14 protein-coding genes and 1 pseudogene are annotated in these 13,615 nt (G+C 64.5%); 9 read left to right on the top strand and 6 right to left on the bottom strand.

What is annotated here, in order from left to right; translation table 11 throughout:
- Positions 1 to 65 precede the first annotated feature (65 nt).
- Complete coding sequence (locus tag ACHHTY_RS04570; RefSeq protein WP_395492882.1) at positions 66 to 662, bottom strand: methylated-DNA--[protein]-cysteine S-methyltransferase; 597 nt, start codon at positions 660 to 662, stop codon at positions 66 to 68.
- A gap of 256 nt (positions 663 to 918) precedes the next feature.
- Here ACHHTY_RS04570 and ACHHTY_RS04565 point away from each other — a divergent pair, with 256 nt between their 5' ends.
- Together ACHHTY_RS04565 and ACHHTY_RS04560 are read left to right on the top strand one after the other, a co-directional pair.
- The gene (locus ACHHTY_RS04565; protein ID WP_395492881.1) at positions 919 to 1,986 is read left to right on the top strand and encodes a D-alanyl-D-alanine carboxypeptidase family protein; all 1,068 of its coding nucleotides are present in this window, start codon (positions 919 to 921) and stop codon (positions 1,984 to 1,986) included.
- A complete protein-coding gene (locus tag ACHHTY_RS04560) occupies positions 1,964 to 2,713 on the top strand; it encodes a 5-formyltetrahydrofolate cyclo-ligase (RefSeq protein WP_395492880.1) in 750 nt (249 codons plus the stop codon). The genes ACHHTY_RS04565 and ACHHTY_RS04560 overlap by 23 nt, the downstream gene beginning before the upstream one ends.
- A 156-nt stretch (positions 2,714 to 2,869) precedes the next feature.
- On the opposite strand, the gene ACHHTY_RS04555 is transcribed toward ACHHTY_RS04560, so the two are convergent.
- On the bottom strand, positions 2,870 to 3,769 hold the full coding sequence (locus ACHHTY_RS04555) for a YkgJ family cysteine cluster protein (RefSeq protein ID WP_395492879.1): 900 nt from the start codon (positions 3,767 to 3,769) through the stop codon (positions 2,870 to 2,872).
- Between the two features lie 76 nt (positions 3,770 to 3,845).
- On the opposite strand from ACHHTY_RS04555, the pseudogene tatC reads away from it, so the two are divergent.
- Positions 3,846 to 4,573: pseudogene (tatC, locus tag ACHHTY_RS04550) on the top strand (twin-arginine translocase subunit TatC).
- Here tatC and ACHHTY_RS04545 read toward each other — a convergent pair.
- From ACHHTY_RS04545 to ACHHTY_RS04535, 3 genes are all read right to left on the bottom strand, one after another.
- On the bottom strand, positions 4,554 to 5,126 hold the full coding sequence (locus ACHHTY_RS04545; protein ID WP_395492878.1) for a tetratricopeptide repeat protein: 573 nt from the start codon (positions 5,124 to 5,126) through the stop codon (positions 4,554 to 4,556). The pseudogene tatC and the gene ACHHTY_RS04545 sit on opposite strands and share 20 nt — an antisense overlap.
- A gap of 80 nt (positions 5,127 to 5,206) precedes the next feature.
- Positions 5,207 to 6,379, bottom strand: a complete 1,173-nt coding sequence (locus ACHHTY_RS04540) for a DVU0298 family protein (protein WP_395492877.1) — start codon at positions 6,377 to 6,379, stop codon at positions 5,207 to 5,209.
- Entirely contained in the window at positions 6,376 to 7,014 is a 639-nt protein-coding gene (locus ACHHTY_RS04535) for a tetratricopeptide repeat protein (protein ID WP_395492876.1), read from the bottom strand. The genes ACHHTY_RS04540 and ACHHTY_RS04535 overlap by 4 nt, the downstream gene beginning before the upstream one ends.
- A 349-nt stretch (positions 7,015 to 7,363) precedes the next feature.
- Between ACHHTY_RS04535 and ACHHTY_RS04530 the strand changes: the two genes are divergently transcribed.
- On the top strand, positions 7,364 to 8,842 hold the full coding sequence (locus tag ACHHTY_RS04530; protein WP_395492875.1) for a cobyrinate a,c-diamide synthase: 1,479 nt from the start codon (positions 7,364 to 7,366) through the stop codon (positions 8,840 to 8,842).
- Between the two features lie 148 nt (positions 8,843 to 8,990).
- On the opposite strand, the gene ACHHTY_RS04525 is transcribed toward ACHHTY_RS04530, so the two are convergent.
- Complete coding sequence (locus ACHHTY_RS04525) at positions 8,991 to 9,356, bottom strand: hypothetical protein (protein WP_395492874.1); 366 nt, start codon at positions 9,354 to 9,356, stop codon at positions 8,991 to 8,993.
- A gap of 347 nt (positions 9,357 to 9,703) precedes the next feature.
- On the opposite strand from ACHHTY_RS04525, the gene ACHHTY_RS04520 reads away from it, so the two are divergent.
- The 5 genes from ACHHTY_RS04520 (at position 9,704) to ACHHTY_RS04500 (ending at position 13,612) form a co-directional block, all read left to right on the top strand.
- A complete protein-coding gene (locus tag ACHHTY_RS04520) occupies positions 9,704 to 9,889 on the top strand; it encodes an indolepyruvate ferredoxin oxidoreductase subunit alpha (RefSeq protein WP_395492873.1) in 186 nt (61 codons plus the stop codon).
- 99 nt (positions 9,890 to 9,988) lie between these two features.
- Positions 9,989 to 10,447: a hypothetical protein gene (locus ACHHTY_RS04515; protein WP_395492872.1), complete on the top strand. Its 459-nt coding sequence runs from the start codon at positions 9,989 to 9,991 to the stop codon at positions 10,445 to 10,447.
- A gap of 21 nt (positions 10,448 to 10,468) precedes the next feature.
- On the top strand, positions 10,469 to 11,626 hold the full coding sequence (alr, locus tag ACHHTY_RS04510) for an alanine racemase (protein ID WP_395492871.1): 1,158 nt from the start codon (positions 10,469 to 10,471) through the stop codon (positions 11,624 to 11,626).
- Between the two features lie 118 nt (positions 11,627 to 11,744).
- Positions 11,745 to 13,409: an arginine--tRNA ligase gene (gene argS, locus ACHHTY_RS04505; protein WP_395492870.1), complete on the top strand. Its 1,665-nt coding sequence runs from the start codon at positions 11,745 to 11,747 to the stop codon at positions 13,407 to 13,409.
- On the top strand, positions 13,409 to 13,612 hold the full coding sequence (locus ACHHTY_RS04500; protein WP_395492869.1) for a hypothetical protein: 204 nt from the start codon (positions 13,409 to 13,411) through the stop codon (positions 13,610 to 13,612). Before argS ends, ACHHTY_RS04500 begins: the two co-directional genes overlap by 1 nt.
- The last annotated feature ends 3 nt before the right edge of the window (positions 13,613 to 13,615 follow it).

The following is a 13,615-nucleotide window of genomic DNA, read 5'->3' as shown; positions in this document are numbered from 1 at the left end:
CCCAACGAACGAGTGGAGCCGCCGTCCCCACTCGCCGGGGCCGGATTACCCCCCCGCCGGGGGATTTATGGTTTTTCTTCACCAAGACTCGCCCTTTCCAGGGCGAGCAGCATTTTTTTCAGTTCGATCCCGCCGCCGGTAAAGCCGCCCCAGGAACCTGCCCCCACCACCCGGTGACAGGGGATTACCAGGGGGCAGGGGTTGGCCCCGCAGGCCCGGCCCACCGCCCGGGCCTGCCGGCGGTTTCCCAGTCTCCCGGCGATTTCGCCATAGGTTCTGGTTTGTCCATAGGGAATCAGGGCGATTTCCCGCCAGACCTCCCGCTGAAAGGGGCTGCCGGCGGCCAGGAAAGGGGATGACGTCAGGGGCCGGAAAAACTCCCGTTCTTCCCCTTGCAGGTAGGCCCTGAAGCGCCGGCTTACCAGGGCGGCCAACTGGTTCCGGGCGGTCGCCTGGCGCCGGGATTGACCCCGGCCTTCTGGCGGGCTGACTCCCGGGTCGGCCGGGGCCACGCCATGTTGCCGGGCCAGGGTTAGCAGGGCCTGCTGGTGATCAGCCAGTTGGAAGCTGACATGAACCGGGCCGGCATCGTTGAGGATGAACCAGCAATCGACTCCCCGGCTGCTGCAATGCAGGGAAGAGAAAAAAATATCGTCGGCCATCCTTTTTCACCTCTTTTCCTTGATCAGTGCCAGATATTGTGGTGTTGGGCCGGGCAAACACGAGATGTGGTGGGGGTTTACGGTTTTGTCACTTTTTGTTATGGCATAAAAACAGGGCGTTAGAAAAAACATCTAATTTTTTGCTTGATTTTTGGGCGAGGCTTATCTATACGTCGAATAAGGGGATGGTTGGGTGCGTTCCCTGTTTTACCGGGGCCGTAAGGGCTGTTCAAGCAAAAAAACAGGGAGAAACCGGATGCGTACTGCCAGGGCTATGCAAATTCTGCTTGTACTCTGCCTTGTCCTGGTTTGGTTGGGCCAGGAGGCCCAGGCCAGGCAGGTTCTGGCCACCACCCACAAAACCGCCCCCGGGGCGGCCTCGAGTCCCGCCGCCCCCGGCATGGTTTTATTGCGCCCCGCCGATGCCGACCTGATCAAGAGTCAGCCGGGCCGGGCCGGCAACAGCCTCAGCGGCAACCGTGAAACGGCCCAACTGGCCCAGCGGATTTCCGCCCAGAGCGCGGTGGTGGTCGATGCCCGAACCGGCCGCATGCTTTTTGCCCTGAATCCTGATCAGCCCCGGCAGCCGGCCAGCACCATCAAGGTAATCACCGGCCTGATTGCCATCCATTCCCTGCGGGATGCCGAACTGGTGCCCACCAGCCGCCGGGCCGCCGAAATGCCCCGCTCCAAAATCTATCTCCAGCAGGGCCGCTCCTACCGGGCCAGCGACCTGGTCAACGCCACCCTGCTCAGTTCGGCCAATGATGCCACCGTGGCCCTGGCTGAGCGCATTGCCGGCAGCGAGTCGGCTTTTGCCCGCCTGATGACGAGCAAGGCCCGTTCCATGGGGGCCACCAATACGGTTCTGATGAACTCCAATGGTCTCACCGCCCGCGGGCAGCAGTCCACCGCCCGCGATCTGGCGCTGATTTTCCACCACGCCATGCAGGACCAGGAATTTGCCCGCCGGATCGGCTCTCGCTCGGTCGCCACCGGTTTCGGCCAGACCCTGCGGACCAACAACCGGGCCTTGTGGCAGATCAACGGGGCCCAGGGGGGCAAGACCGGTTTTACCCGGGCCGCCCAGCAGACCTATGTCGGCAAGTTCAAGCGCGGCAACGACGAGCTGGTTGTCGCCCTGATGGGCAGCAACAGCATGTGGGATGACGTGGGCAACCTGGTGGAATTCGGTTTTCGCCAGTTGCGCGGCGGCTCCGTGCTGGCCGAAGCCCGGGTCGATCCCGCCTTTACCCGGCGGGTCCCGGGATCCGGTTCGGTGGCGATGACCGTGCTCAGCGATGTCGCCAAGTCCAGCCTCTAGCCCGCCGCCGGCCGGGGGGGCGGATCAGCCGGCCAAGGAAGCCCTGCGGCTCCATTATGCCGGCCGGGGGACGGCTTTGCCTCCCAACGTGGCGGGGGTGCTGGCTCAGCATCTGCGTTCCCTGCCGGCCTACCGTCAGGCCGGCCAAATTTTTGTCTCCCCGGCCCCGGTCCTCAAGCAGATCCGGATCAACGCCCTGGTGGACGGCAAGTCTTTGCTGATGCCGGGTCCTTCGCTCCATGCCGGCTTCTATCTTCTCGCCCCTTTCACCATTCCTTTCCCCAGCCTCAGCCAGGCCGTGACCAGCAAGGGGATGACCAGCTACGGTCGCAAACTGGCGACCAGAGAACTGGCCGACCTGCGCCTGGATTTGCTGGTGGCCGACGCCCTGGCGGTTGACCGGCGGGGATACCAATTGGCCGACGGCAACGGCTTTTTTGACCTGGCCGCGGCGATTCTGGCCGCGACCGGAGCCCTGACCCCGAATTGCCTGGTGGTGGCCCTCGGTCCGGCCGCCGGCCGGGATCTGCCCGCCGATCCCTGGGATGTGCCGGCCGACTACCGCCTGGATGACGCCGGCCTGACTCCCTGCCAACCGCCGCCTTCCCCCCGGCCCGGACCGATTCTCTGGCCCGCCCTGCCCCCGGTCCGCATCCGCCGCATCACCCCCCTCTGGCAGTTGCAGGAACAGGCCGTAAAACGGCCCCCCAAGCCCGAACAGCCGTAAACCCCCTCCTGGTCGGCCATGGTTGCCGATCCAACTCAGGAATGGACGCTAAAATTGCGGCGGGGGTGGAGATTGGCGCCCGGATAGCCCGGCGCTTATCCCTTCTGTTGCCGGGGCTGAGCGCGCCAGGGGCCGGTGCGGCCGCGGGTTTACGGTTTACTCTTTGTTGGCGCGGAATACTGGCTCGAGCCCGCTGGCTTCGGCAAAGCGGGCGATTTCATCCTGCAGGGTCCGGACATAGGGGCAGTCCCAGATGGCCAGCAGCTTGTGGCGGGCGAAGTAAACGGGCCCCGGAGAGTCCTCGGCGCCGGGGGCGGTGGGGGCAGGGGCCGGCTGTTCTTCGAGCAGATAAGCAAATATCTGGGGCCGGCGGCAGACCTGGGGCCGCTGGGGATAGATTTGGCAGCCGCCGAGCTCGTCCAGCTGCGGGCAACGGCTCTGCCTGGGCAAAATCAGGCTCCAGCCCCGGTGCCAGTGGTAGATGGCCGGCTCGCCCTGATAAAAGGGGCGGCCTTCGCGGAGCAGGGGCGGTTCAGCGGCGCTGTCGCCGGCCCGGCTCGCCGGGCTGTCGATCCGGGGCAGGGCAAAGAGGCGGGTTTCTGCGCTGGCCAGGGGAATCTCAAAAAATTCCTGGGCCATTTCCGGGCTGGGCCCGGTGCAGCAGAGGGTGCAGCCGCAGGGCCCGCAGAGCAGGCTGTTGATCTCTTCCAGTTCGCGCTCCAGAACGGCCTGGCCGACCTCGGCTGCCAGGGCCTCCAGGAGCGAGAGGGTCTGGTGCTGTTCATCAAGAATGGTGGCCGGGGCCGCTCCGGGCTCTTTGAGGGTTTCAAAGCGGCGGAGAATTTCCCGGTGGGGAGCCAGGACCAGGTCTGGTTCGGGGTAGTTAACCCCGGCGGTTGCCAGCGGCTCCCGGAGTTGTTCCAGGACTTCCTCGATGCGGGCGAAGGGGCCGGTAAGATAGAGGAGCTGGACCAGCCGGACCAGGGGGAGCAGAGGGCGGGCCAGCAGCCGGCGCCCGGCCTGGAGTTGCGATTTAGCCACGCTTGCTTGGGGCATGGTTCGGCCCTGGGAAGAGATTGGTGGAGAGTAAATTCTTGACCGGATCAGCTCCGGCCGGTACTATCGGGCCATTATGGCGATGGAAGATACATTTCAGCAGCAAACCCTGACCGAGCACCTGAGCGATCTGCGCCGGGCCCTGATGCGTTCCCTGGCCGCGGTGGGGCTCTGTTTCGCCTTTACCTACACCTTCAGCGAACCCATCGGCCAGTGGTTTTTTGCTCCGCTGTTCGCGGTGCTGCCGCCGGGGAGCACCCTGATCTTTACCTCTTACCAGGAAGGGTTTTTTTTTACCTGAAGGTCGCCTTTACCGCGGCCATTCTGCTGGCCTCGCCGGTGATTTTCTGGCAGATCTGGAGTTTTATCGCCCCCGGCCTCTATAACCACGAAAAAAAGGTCGTTTTGCCCTTCACCGCCGTTTCGGTGATCTGCTTTCTGGGCGGGGCCGCCTTTGCCTACTACGTGGTTTTCCCCCCCGCCTTCCGCTTCCTGGTCGGCTACTCCCACGAATACCTGGTCACCATGCCGGGAGTCAGCGAGTATTTCGGTCTTTCCCTGCGCCTGCTGATCGCCTTTGGCCTGATTTTCGAATTGCCGGTCTTCGTGGTCATGCTGGCCCGGCTGGGGGTGGTTGACGCCCCGTTTCTGGCCCGGAACCGCCGCTATGCGATTCTGCTGGCCTTCATCGTCGCCGCGGTCCTCACCCCCACCGCCGATCCGGTCAACCAGTTGCTGATGGCCGGGCCGCTGGTCATCCTTTACGAAATCAGCATTGCCATGGTCAAGATGTTCGGGCGATAGCCTCGGCCCGGTTCAGCAGTTCCTGGGCGCTCCGGCTGTGCTTGAAGCTTTTATGAATGGCGGCGGCGGTCCGCAGGCTTTCGGCGGCCTTGAGCGGCTCTCCGTTTTCCTGGTGAATTTCAGCCATTTTTTCCAAAATTTCCACGGCTCCGGCCGGGTTGTTGAAATCATGGTAGATGTCCAGCAGATCAAGCCCCAGGGCCAGGGCTTCCCGGGCCTGCTGCAGGGCTATGTGGGTGTAAAACATCTGTTTCTGGAGGTAGGTGACGCTCAAGTCATCATGGGCCCGGTGGCAGATCTCCCGGGCCCGGCGGAAGTGTTCCAGGGCCTTGGCGTATTCTTCCCGCAGCAGGCAGACTTCGGCCAGCTTGGTGACGGCCCGGGCGATACCCGGTTCTTCGCCGGCTTCTTCAAAGCCCCGCAGGGCATTGTGGAAGGAAGCCGCGGCGCCGCTGTAATCCTTTTTCTTCATCAACTCCAGGCCCTCGTCGTAATCCTGCTGGGCCGGGCTGGGGGGCTGGTTGGTTTCCTGGTCTTGGGCTTCGTTGCTCATCTTTTATCCTTTCCTGTTGTTGCTCTCGCCACTTGCCCCGCCGAGGTAATCGGCGGGGCTGCCGGCTTGGGATGGGGTAGTCATTGGGGCAGTTTATCGATGCGGGCCAGGGCCTCGGCCGCCAGGCGGGCGATGGTGGTGGCCCGCGGCCGGCCTTCTTCGTATATGGTCACCGGGGTTTCGTCCCGGGCCAGGGCTTCGAGGCGGCTGCGCACCTCGCCGGCTCCGGCCCGGCCCAGCAGGCGGATGGTAAGGGCCCGAACCTGGGGATCGGCATCGTCGAGCAGGCCGAACAACTGGTAAAACTGGCTGACCCGGACCAGGTCCGGCCGCCGGGCGGCCACGGTGCCCAGGGCCCAGATAACCAGGGGCCTGGTGCTGACGTGATTGACATAGCGCAACAGATGGCGGCTGAAGCTCCCGTAGATATCCGGCCGGGCGGCAATGATCGAGCCCATGGTTTCGACCAGACCCCAGTTGGCGGCGGCCGAATCGCTGCAGGCTTCGAAAAGCCGGTGCAGGAGGTCGCTGACCACCCCGGGCTTGCGGCTGGCGACCCGGGCACAGACCTGGCCGATGACGTGGGCAATCCACCAGCGTTCGGCTTCGTCGGGTGAGTAGAGCAGACGCTGGAGGAAGCGCAGGGTCTTGAGGTCGTCAAAAGTCAGGTCGACCAGGGCCGCGATATCTCCGGCCAGGGCCAACTGGTGCACCTCTTTTTTGTCGGCCTTGCGGCGTTTCCGGTGGGGATCCCGTTCCGGTTCCACGCCGGCCGGGTGATCAGCTCCGGCCGGACCTGGCCGGTCGCCGGCCGCCGGGCCGGCGGCACCGTGCTCCCCTGGTCCCCTTGGGGCGGGGGATTTTGCCGAGGGCCGGCGGTGGGCAATTTCCTCGATCTCCCGCTGGAGGCGGACGAAGTAGAGCACGCCGCGCACGTAGCGACCGTCGAGATGGCGCTGATCGAGAACCTGGTGGGTTACCTCGTCGTAGGATTCGATCCGGCCGGTGAGGTAATCCTCGCCGGGCAGCAAATCCCAGGCCAGATCCCAGTCGTCGTTGCAGGCATAGACCAGGGCTTCGATCATGGCCGAGCCGATGTTGTGCCCGGTGGGGTCACTGGCGTAAACGGCGCCGCAGTCGCACCGGCCGACGCTGAACTCCCCCAGCTTGCGCTGTTGCTGGGCCTGGGGCCGTTCAACCTCGGCGCCGCAGATCGGGCAACGGGGCGGGGTCTTGATCAGTTGACCTTTCATGAGTTCAGGGCGTGTTCAACGGCCTGGAGAAAGCGGGCGTCCACCGGATAGCCCAGGCTCTGGGCCTTGACGGCCGCCTCCTTGGCTTCCTGGTATTTCTCCAGGTAGTAGAAGGCCACGGCCAGATTGTTGTGGGCCATGCCGAAATCGGGGGCGAGCTTGATCGCTTCCTTGGCCGCCTTGCGGGCCTGGTCGAAATCCCCGGCCATGATCTGGCAGGAGGCCATGTTGACCCAGGCGTTGGCCAGCTTGGGGTCATGCCGGACCGCCTCTTCGTAGGCGGCGATCGCCGCCAGGGCATCGCCTTGCTGCTGCTTGATCAGGCCGATATTGTTATGGGCCCGGGCCAAGGTAGGCAACACCTTGAGCGCCCTCAGGTTGGCGGCCAGGGCCTGGTCCAGGTTGCCCTGCTCAAAGTGGATGGCGCCCAGGTTGATATGGGCCTCCACGGCCTGATCATCCAGTTCCAGGCATTTTTCCAGTTCGCGGATGGCATCGGCGGTTCGGCCCGCTTTGCGGTAAACCAGGGCCAGGTGATGGTGGGCGGGGACATTGTCGGGCAACTCGGCGCACTTCTCTTCGAGTTCCGCGATGATCTTGGCCAGTTCCTCTTGGGGCGTGATTTTGGTCGACATTGTTGTTCCTTATCGGGTCGAGGTGATAGCGGCCGGTGGTGTATGGCGCCGGCCCGGCCGCAGGGTCGAATATTTTATTTAGAACCGAAAAAGATAACACAGGCCGGGCTGAACGTCAAAAAAAAGCGCTTGCTCCCAAGGTTCCGCCCCCGGCCGGCAACCCCCGGCGGGCGGCCGGCAACCGGCAAGGCCCGGAGAGTCCCGCCGAGCCGGCATAGGGCCGGCGGGCTTCGGTCTCGAGCCGGAACGGCGGCAGAGCTCTGGTCGGCGGGGCTGAAAAGGTGTAGAGTGCGGCCTTGGAACGGGATTTGCGCCAATCGGCGCAGGGGCGATTCGCTGGAGAGACATCATGATGGAGACAAGCAGGAAAAGCGGTTTGCTGGTGGCCGGGTTGGGCGGCGGCAGCGGCAAGAGCGTGGTTGCGGTGGGACTGGCGGCCGCCCTGGCCCGGCGGGGCCACGAGGTCGCGGTCTTCAAAAAAGGGCCGGATTACATCGATGCAGGCTGGCTGGCCCTGGCCGCCGGCCGACCCTGCTACAATCTCGATCCCTACCTGATGCCGGCCGAGGTTATCCGGGCTTCCTTCGTCGCCCATCTCAAGGGGGCCGAACTGGCGGTGCTGGAGGGTAACCGGGGGCTCTTCGACGGGGTAGACGTCGAGGGCTCCTGCAGCAGCGCCGAACTGGCCCGCCTGCTGGGGGTACCGGTCCTGCTGGTGGTGGACTGCACCAAGACCACCCGGACCGTGGCCGCCCAGGTCCTGGGCTGCCGCCATTTCGAGCCCGATCTCGACCTGCGGGGGGTGGTTCTCAATCGGATCGGCGGCAGCCGCCATGAAAACATCGTCCGGCAAGCGGTGGAACGCTACACCGGCCTGCCGGTACTGGGGGCCATCCCCCGCAGCCGGAGGGATGTTTTTCCCCAACGCCATCTCGGGGTCACCCCCGCCGCCGAGCATGCCGAGGCGGCGGAGGCCGTGGTCGCCCTGGCCGAACGGGCGGAAAAGTATCTCGATCTGGCGGCCATCAAGGCGGTGATGGGGGCAATAACTACCGGCCCGCCGGCCGTGCCGAGCATCTCGGCCGGCCGGGAAGAGCAAAGTCCCGCGGTCGCCGGTATAACCCCGCTTGCCGGGGAGGACCGCGGGGTGAGCGTTTCTGCGGGGGGCGATCGAGCAGGGCGGGTCAGAATCGGTTACCTGCTGGACGCCGCCTTCCAGTTTTACTATCCGGACAACCTGGAGGCCCTGGCGGCGGCGGGGGCCGAACTGGTGCCGCTCAATGCCCTGCGGGATGAGGGCCTGCCCCCCCTGGACGGCCTATATATCGGCGGCGGCTTCCCGGAAACCTCCGCCCCCCTGCTGGCGGCCAATACTCCCTTCCGGGACGCGGTTCGAGCGGCGGCCGCGGCCGGGTTGCCCATTTATGCCGAATGCGGCGGCCTGATCTATCTCGGCGAGGCCATTGTCCTGGATGGTCGGGAATATCCCCTGGCCGGAGTTTTTCCGGTCCGTTTCGGGCTGGCCCGCAAGCCCCAGGCCCACGGCTATACCGAGCTGGTGGTGGAGCGGGAAAATCCTTTCTACCCGCGGGGCAGCGTGATCAAGGGCCATGAATTCCGCTATTCCACGGTGGAGCCCGGGCCGGTCGAACCAGCCACCCTGGTCTTCGCCATGGCCCGGGGCACCGGCTTCAGCCATGGCCGCGACGGCCTGACCACGGGTAACGTGCTGGCCCTGTACACCCATGTTCATGCCCTGGGCACCCCGGAGTGGGCCCCCGCCCTGGTGGGACGGGCCCTGGTCCATCGCGCCGCCCGACAAGGGTAAAAGGCCGGGGGAATTTTGTGGTTGAGGAGGAGGGAACAGGAAAGGAGTCTGCCGCCGGCCGGGACCGCGCCAACCGCCAAGGCGGTCCCGACCGCCGGCAGGTTTGCGCCCCCGGGAGCCTGGGGCGGCGCGGCGCTCTTCCCGCCCCTTAATGGGTGGTGACGGTACCGAAGACCTTGGCGCGGATTTTTTCCTGCCGGTCAGGCGGCGGGGCGGGTTCGAGCCAGTGGATGAATGATTCCACCACCCGAATGAAGGCGCCCTGGTCATCCTGGCACTTTTCGCAGATATTGAGGGCGTTGTCCCGGTAGATTATGACTTTGCTGGCCGGCTCGCCTTCCTGGTCCACCGCGGCCATCTTGCGGCAACCGCAGTCCAGGCGCAGCACCGCCACCCCGACGGCGTCCGGGCTGCCTTCGATGATCCCGCCGATCATCGCTTCTTCCGCTTTTTCCGGGCTCAGGACGGGGGAGCCGCCCTTCCGGGATGATTTGGATTTTTTAAGCTTGCTCATGGTCGGTTCTCTGTTTGCGCCTGCTTACTGGGGGGATGGGGCCTCTTCGGTCGGCCACCCTGGGGCCGCCGGTCGTGTGCCGGGCAAGCTACCTTATTTGGGCGGGCGGGTCAATGTCGCTCTGCCTTGCGAGGCGGCCCCGCGCCGCCCGCGCGACCCAGGCCCCGCCCCCCGCTCGGCCCGTCGCCGCTTTTCTGTTGACAAAAAAAAGTCGGTGCATTAGAGGAAATTGGTGTTACGTTAATGCCGGAGAGAATTGGCCGGGAGTAGAGTATTGAACGCGGCTTCCTTGGTAGTCTGCTCCGGGCCGACAATTTAACTTATTCGCTTAAACGGAGGTATGTATCATGTGGCAAGTTGATGTGGACAAGGACAAGTGCAGCGGGGATGAAGAGTGCGTAAACGCTTGCCCGGCTCAGGTTTTCGAGATGGTGGACGGCAAGGCCGACCCGGTAAACATGGACGAATGCCTCGGCTGTGAAACCTGCGTTGAGGTTTGCCCCGAGGGTGCCATCACGGTAACCGAGGTTTAATGTAGCTTGTCCGTTGGTGAAAGCTGCTGGAGAATAGGCATGTCCCCCGAGCGGGATATGCCTATTCTTGTTTGGTAACCGCTCGCAGGAGTCGTGGTCATGCTTTTTTCGGCGGTGCAGCGCTGGAAACCGGGAGCTTCGGTAAGTACCCATCTGCTGGTGGCCGCCCTGCTCTGGAGTTTCATCGGGATTTACCTGCTGGTCCGGGGCATCATGCTTTACGGCGCCGGCTCTTTCTGGCTGCCGGTGGTCGCCCTGGCCGTTGGAGCTTTGAAGGCCCAATGGCTCCTGGCCCGTTCAGCCCGGAAGAATATCAAGCGCATTCTGGCCATGAAGGAAAACTCCTGCCTGGGAGCGGTTTATTCCTTGAAAATGTGGGGCTTGGTGCTGCTGATGATGCTGGCCGGCCGGGCTTTGCGGAGCGCCGGAGTGCCCGAGCAGTGGGTGGCGCTGGCCTATCTCGCCGTTGGATTTGCCCTTTTCCTGGCCAGCCGTTTATTCTGGCAGCAGTGGCGCCCTGGTGCCCCACCGGCCGGGAACCGGGCCGGGAAATCTTGAGATCACAGACGGACACTGGTCATGAGCGCCGCCTCCTATAACTCGGTAATGGTTGACCTGGACGCCCTGCGGGACAATTTTCGCGCCGTCAGCCAACGAGTATCCCCCGCAACCAGAGTGATGGCGGTGGTCAAGGCCGATGCCTACGGCCACGGTCTGGCCGCGGCGGCCGGGGCCTTTACCCGGGCCGGGGCCCAATGCTTTGGAGTGGCCGAGGCGGAAGAGGGGGTGTGCCTGCGGGAGGCCGGAATCCAGGGCGAGATTGTCCTGCTGCTGGGCTTGGATCCCGCCGCGACGAGCGCTACGGTGGCCCATGATTTGAGCCCGGTGGTCTTTGACCGGGCCGGCTTGGCGGAATTGTCCCGGCAGGCCCTGGGTCGGGGCAAGGTGGTTGCCGTCCACCTCAAACTCGATGTCGGCATGGGTCGATTCGGGCTCCCCCCAGCTGAAGCCGGGCGCCTGTTGGAGGCGATCAGGGCCTTGCCGGGGTTGCGTCTGGGCGGCATTATGGCCCACTTTCCCCTGGCCGACGACCCCGAGGCGGAAAGGGAATGCCGCGAACACTGGCGCCGGTTCAGCGCCGCCGCCAGCGCCTGGCGGGACGGTTGGGCCGAAGCCGGCCGGATCCGCCTGCACATGGCCAATTCAGCCGCTCTGTTCCGTTTCCCCTGGGCGCACGGGGATCTGGTTCGGCCTGGGATCAGCCTCTATGGCTATCCCCCGGCCGATCCCGCCCCTTTTTTGCCTCCGGCCCTGCGCCCGGCCATGAGCCTGCGCAGCCGGATTCTCCAGGTCAAGGAGCTCCCCGCCGGTTGCGGAATCAGCTACGGTCATCGTTTTGTGACCAGCCGTCCCACCCGGCTGGCGGTGCTGCCCTTGGGCTACGCCGACGGCTATCCCCGCGGGGTGAGCGGCCGCGCCCAGGTGTTGATCGGCGGCCGGCGGGTGCCCCTGTGCGGCACGATCTGCATGAATGCCTGCATGGCCGATGTCAGCGCAATCTCAGGGGTGGCCGCGGGCGCCGAGGTGATCTTCATGGGGCGCCAGGGGGATGAGTTCATCGGCGCGGCTGAAATCGCCGCCTGGCATGAAACCATCAGCTACGAAATTCTCTGCCGTTTCGGAGCGATGAATAAGCGGCTTTACTCCTCTCCCGACGGGGAGCCGGAACCGGCTTAAGGTAGCAGCATCCGCCGGAGCCGGGGCTTAAAACCTTGGTTCCCGGACTGGGACCTGCTAACTTGAACCTGATAAAATAACTTTCGCCAATCAAAGAGCATAAGGAACAGAAAATAAGATGATCAAAACGCGGGTGCGGGCAACGATTGACCGCTGTTTTGCCTTGGGGATCGAGCGGGGGCTGTGGACCGAGGCCGCCGCCGGGGCCTATACGGTGGAGGAACCCAAGCGGGAAGGCCAGGGGGATTTTGCCACCAACCTGGCGATGATCGCCGCCGGCCGGGAAAAGCGCAAGCCCCGGGAGATCGCCGCCGCCCTGGTCGGCCTGCTCGGCGATTCCGAGGTTGGCGGTGATCTTTTCGAGCGGGTGGAGGTTGCCGGGCCCGGCTTTGTCAACTGCTTCGTCAAGCCGGCGGTCTGGCAGGCGGTCATTCCTGAAATACGCCGCCGGGGAGAGGAATTCGGTCGCGGCGAGAGCGGCCGGGGCCTTAAGGTGCTGGTGGAATTCGTCAGCGCCAACCCCACCGGTCCCCTGAGTGTCGGCCATGGCCGCCAGGCGGTGCTCGGCGACGCCATCGCCCGCCTGCTTAGCGCCACCGGCTATGCGGTGACCCGGGAATATTATTACAACGACGCCGGCCGCCAGATGCGGGTGCTGGGCGAATCGGTCCGGGCCCGGTACCTGGAGCTGCTGGGTCTGCCGGGTGCTTTCCCCGAGGATGGCTACCAGGGAGAATATATCCGCGAGATCGCCCAGGCCCTGGTTGATCAACGGGGCGACGCCCTCAAAAAGGTCGCCGACCATGCTCCCTTTACCCAGAAGGCCGAAGAGGTGATTTTCGCCGATATCAACCAGACTCTGGCCAGCCTGGGCATCCGGTTCGACAATTACTACAACGAGCACTCCCTGTATGAGCAGGGCCTGGTGGATGAGGTGGTCGCGACCCTGCGCCGGCAGGGACTGGTTTACGACCAGGACGGCGCCGTCTGGTTTAAAACCACCGAGTTGGGCCTGGAGCAGGACCGGGTGATCATCAAATCCACCGGCGAGCCCACCTACCGGCTGCCCGATATCGCCTATCACCGGGAAAAATTCCGCCGCGGCTTCGACTGGATGGTCAACGTCTTCGGCTCCGACCATATCGCCACCGTGCCCGATGTGCTGGCCGGGGTCAAGGCCCTGGGCTATGATCCGGACCGGGTGACCACGGTCATTCACCAGTTCGTCACCCTGCTGCGCGACGGCCGGCCGGTCAAGATGTCCACCCGCAAGGCCAATTTCGTCACCGTCGATGAACTGGTGGCCGAGGTGGGGGTGGACGTGACCCGCTTCTTCTTCCTGATGCGCAAGGCCGACAGCCAGCTCGAGTTCGATCTCGACCTGGCCACCCAGCAGAGCCAGGAAAATCCGGTCTATTACGTCCAGTACGCCCACGCCCGGCTCTGCAGCATTGCCCGCCAGGCCCGGGAGAAGGGTTTGGAGCTGGCCGCGGGCGAGATCAACCATGCCCGCCTGGAGCTGGAGGAGGAGCTGGTCCTGCTGCGGGCCATGGCCGGGCTGCCCTCCCTGCTGGAGAGCGCCGCCCAGGCCCTGGAGCCGCATCGGATCGTCTTTTACCTCCAGGATCTGGCCGCCCGGTTCCACGGCTATTATAATCGCCACCGGATTGTCGGCGAGGACCAGGAGTTGAGCCGGGCCCGGCTGGCCCTGGCCGAGGCCCTGCGGGTGGTTTTCGCCAACGGTCTCCGGTTGATCGGGGTCAAAGCTCCCGAGAATATGTGATGGCGTCGGCAAGAAGGGGTAAAAAAAAGACGGTGGTCAAGATCGAACTGGGCTGGGGTGGTCTCTTGAGCCTGGCGGTGGTGGTTTTCTGCGTCTTTCTTTGGATGTTTCTGCTGGGGATTTGGGCCGGGCAGAGTATTCTGGCTCCGGTGGGTGAAAATTCGGCCAATTTGCAGCCGTACTTGCTGGCGGGTAAAATATGACCT

It is taken from the genome of Desulfurivibrio nitratireducens (genome assembly GCF_044068515.1).
GTDB lineage: Bacteria > Desulfobacterota > Desulfobulbia > Desulfobulbales > Desulfurivibrionaceae > Desulfurivibrio.
Note: the sequence above shows the minus strand (reverse complement) of the source record. Positions and strands in the feature narration are given on the sequence as shown.

What these genes read in the sequence shown, in the direction of transcription:
- ACHHTY_RS04555 (WP_395492879.1), bottom strand. Translation starts at nt 3,769, where the DNA reads ATGCCCCAAGCAAGCGTGGCTAAATCGCAACTCCAGGCCGGGCGCCGG.
- ACHHTY_RS04525 (WP_395492874.1), bottom strand. Translation starts at nt 9,356, where the DNA reads ATGAGCAAGCTTAAAAAATCCAAATCATCCCGGAAGGGCGGCTCCCCC.
- alr (WP_395492871.1), top strand. Translation starts at nt 10,469, where the DNA reads ATGAGCGCCGCCTCCTATAACTCGGTAATGGTTGACCTGGACGCCCTG.
- ACHHTY_RS04565 (WP_395492881.1), top strand. Translation starts at nt 919, where the DNA reads ATGCGTACTGCCAGGGCTATGCAAATTCTGCTTGTACTCTGCCTTGTC.
- argS (WP_395492870.1), top strand. Translation starts at nt 11,745, where the DNA reads ATGATCAAAACGCGGGTGCGGGCAACGATTGACCGCTGTTTTGCCTTG.
- ACHHTY_RS04530 (WP_395492875.1), top strand. Translation starts at nt 7,364, where the DNA reads ATGATGGAGACAAGCAGGAAAAGCGGTTTGCTGGTGGCCGGGTTGGGC.
- ACHHTY_RS04570 (WP_395492882.1), bottom strand. Translation starts at nt 662, where the DNA reads ATGGCCGACGATATTTTTTTCTCTTCCCTGCATTGCAGCAGCCGGGGA.
- ACHHTY_RS04515 (WP_395492872.1), top strand. Translation starts at nt 9,989, where the DNA reads ATGCTTTTTTCGGCGGTGCAGCGCTGGAAACCGGGAGCTTCGGTAAGT.
- ACHHTY_RS04520 (WP_395492873.1), top strand. Translation starts at nt 9,704, where the DNA reads ATGTGGCAAGTTGATGTGGACAAGGACAAGTGCAGCGGGGATGAAGAG.
- ACHHTY_RS04540 (WP_395492877.1), bottom strand. Translation starts at nt 6,379, where the DNA reads ATGAAAGGTCAACTGATCAAGACCCCGCCCCGTTGCCCGATCTGCGGC.
- ACHHTY_RS04545 (WP_395492878.1), bottom strand. Translation starts at nt 5,126, where the DNA reads ATGAGCAACGAAGCCCAAGACCAGGAAACCAACCAGCCCCCCAGCCCG.
- ACHHTY_RS04535 (WP_395492876.1), bottom strand. Translation starts at nt 7,014, where the DNA reads ATGTCGACCAAAATCACGCCCCAAGAGGAACTGGCCAAGATCATCGCG.
- ACHHTY_RS04560 (WP_395492880.1), top strand. Translation starts at nt 1,964, where the DNA reads ATGTCGCCAAGTCCAGCCTCTAGCCCGCCGCCGGCCGGGGGGGCGGAT.
- ACHHTY_RS04500 (WP_395492869.1), top strand. Translation starts at nt 13,409, where the DNA reads ATGGCGTCGGCAAGAAGGGGTAAAAAAAAGACGGTGGTCAAGATCGAA.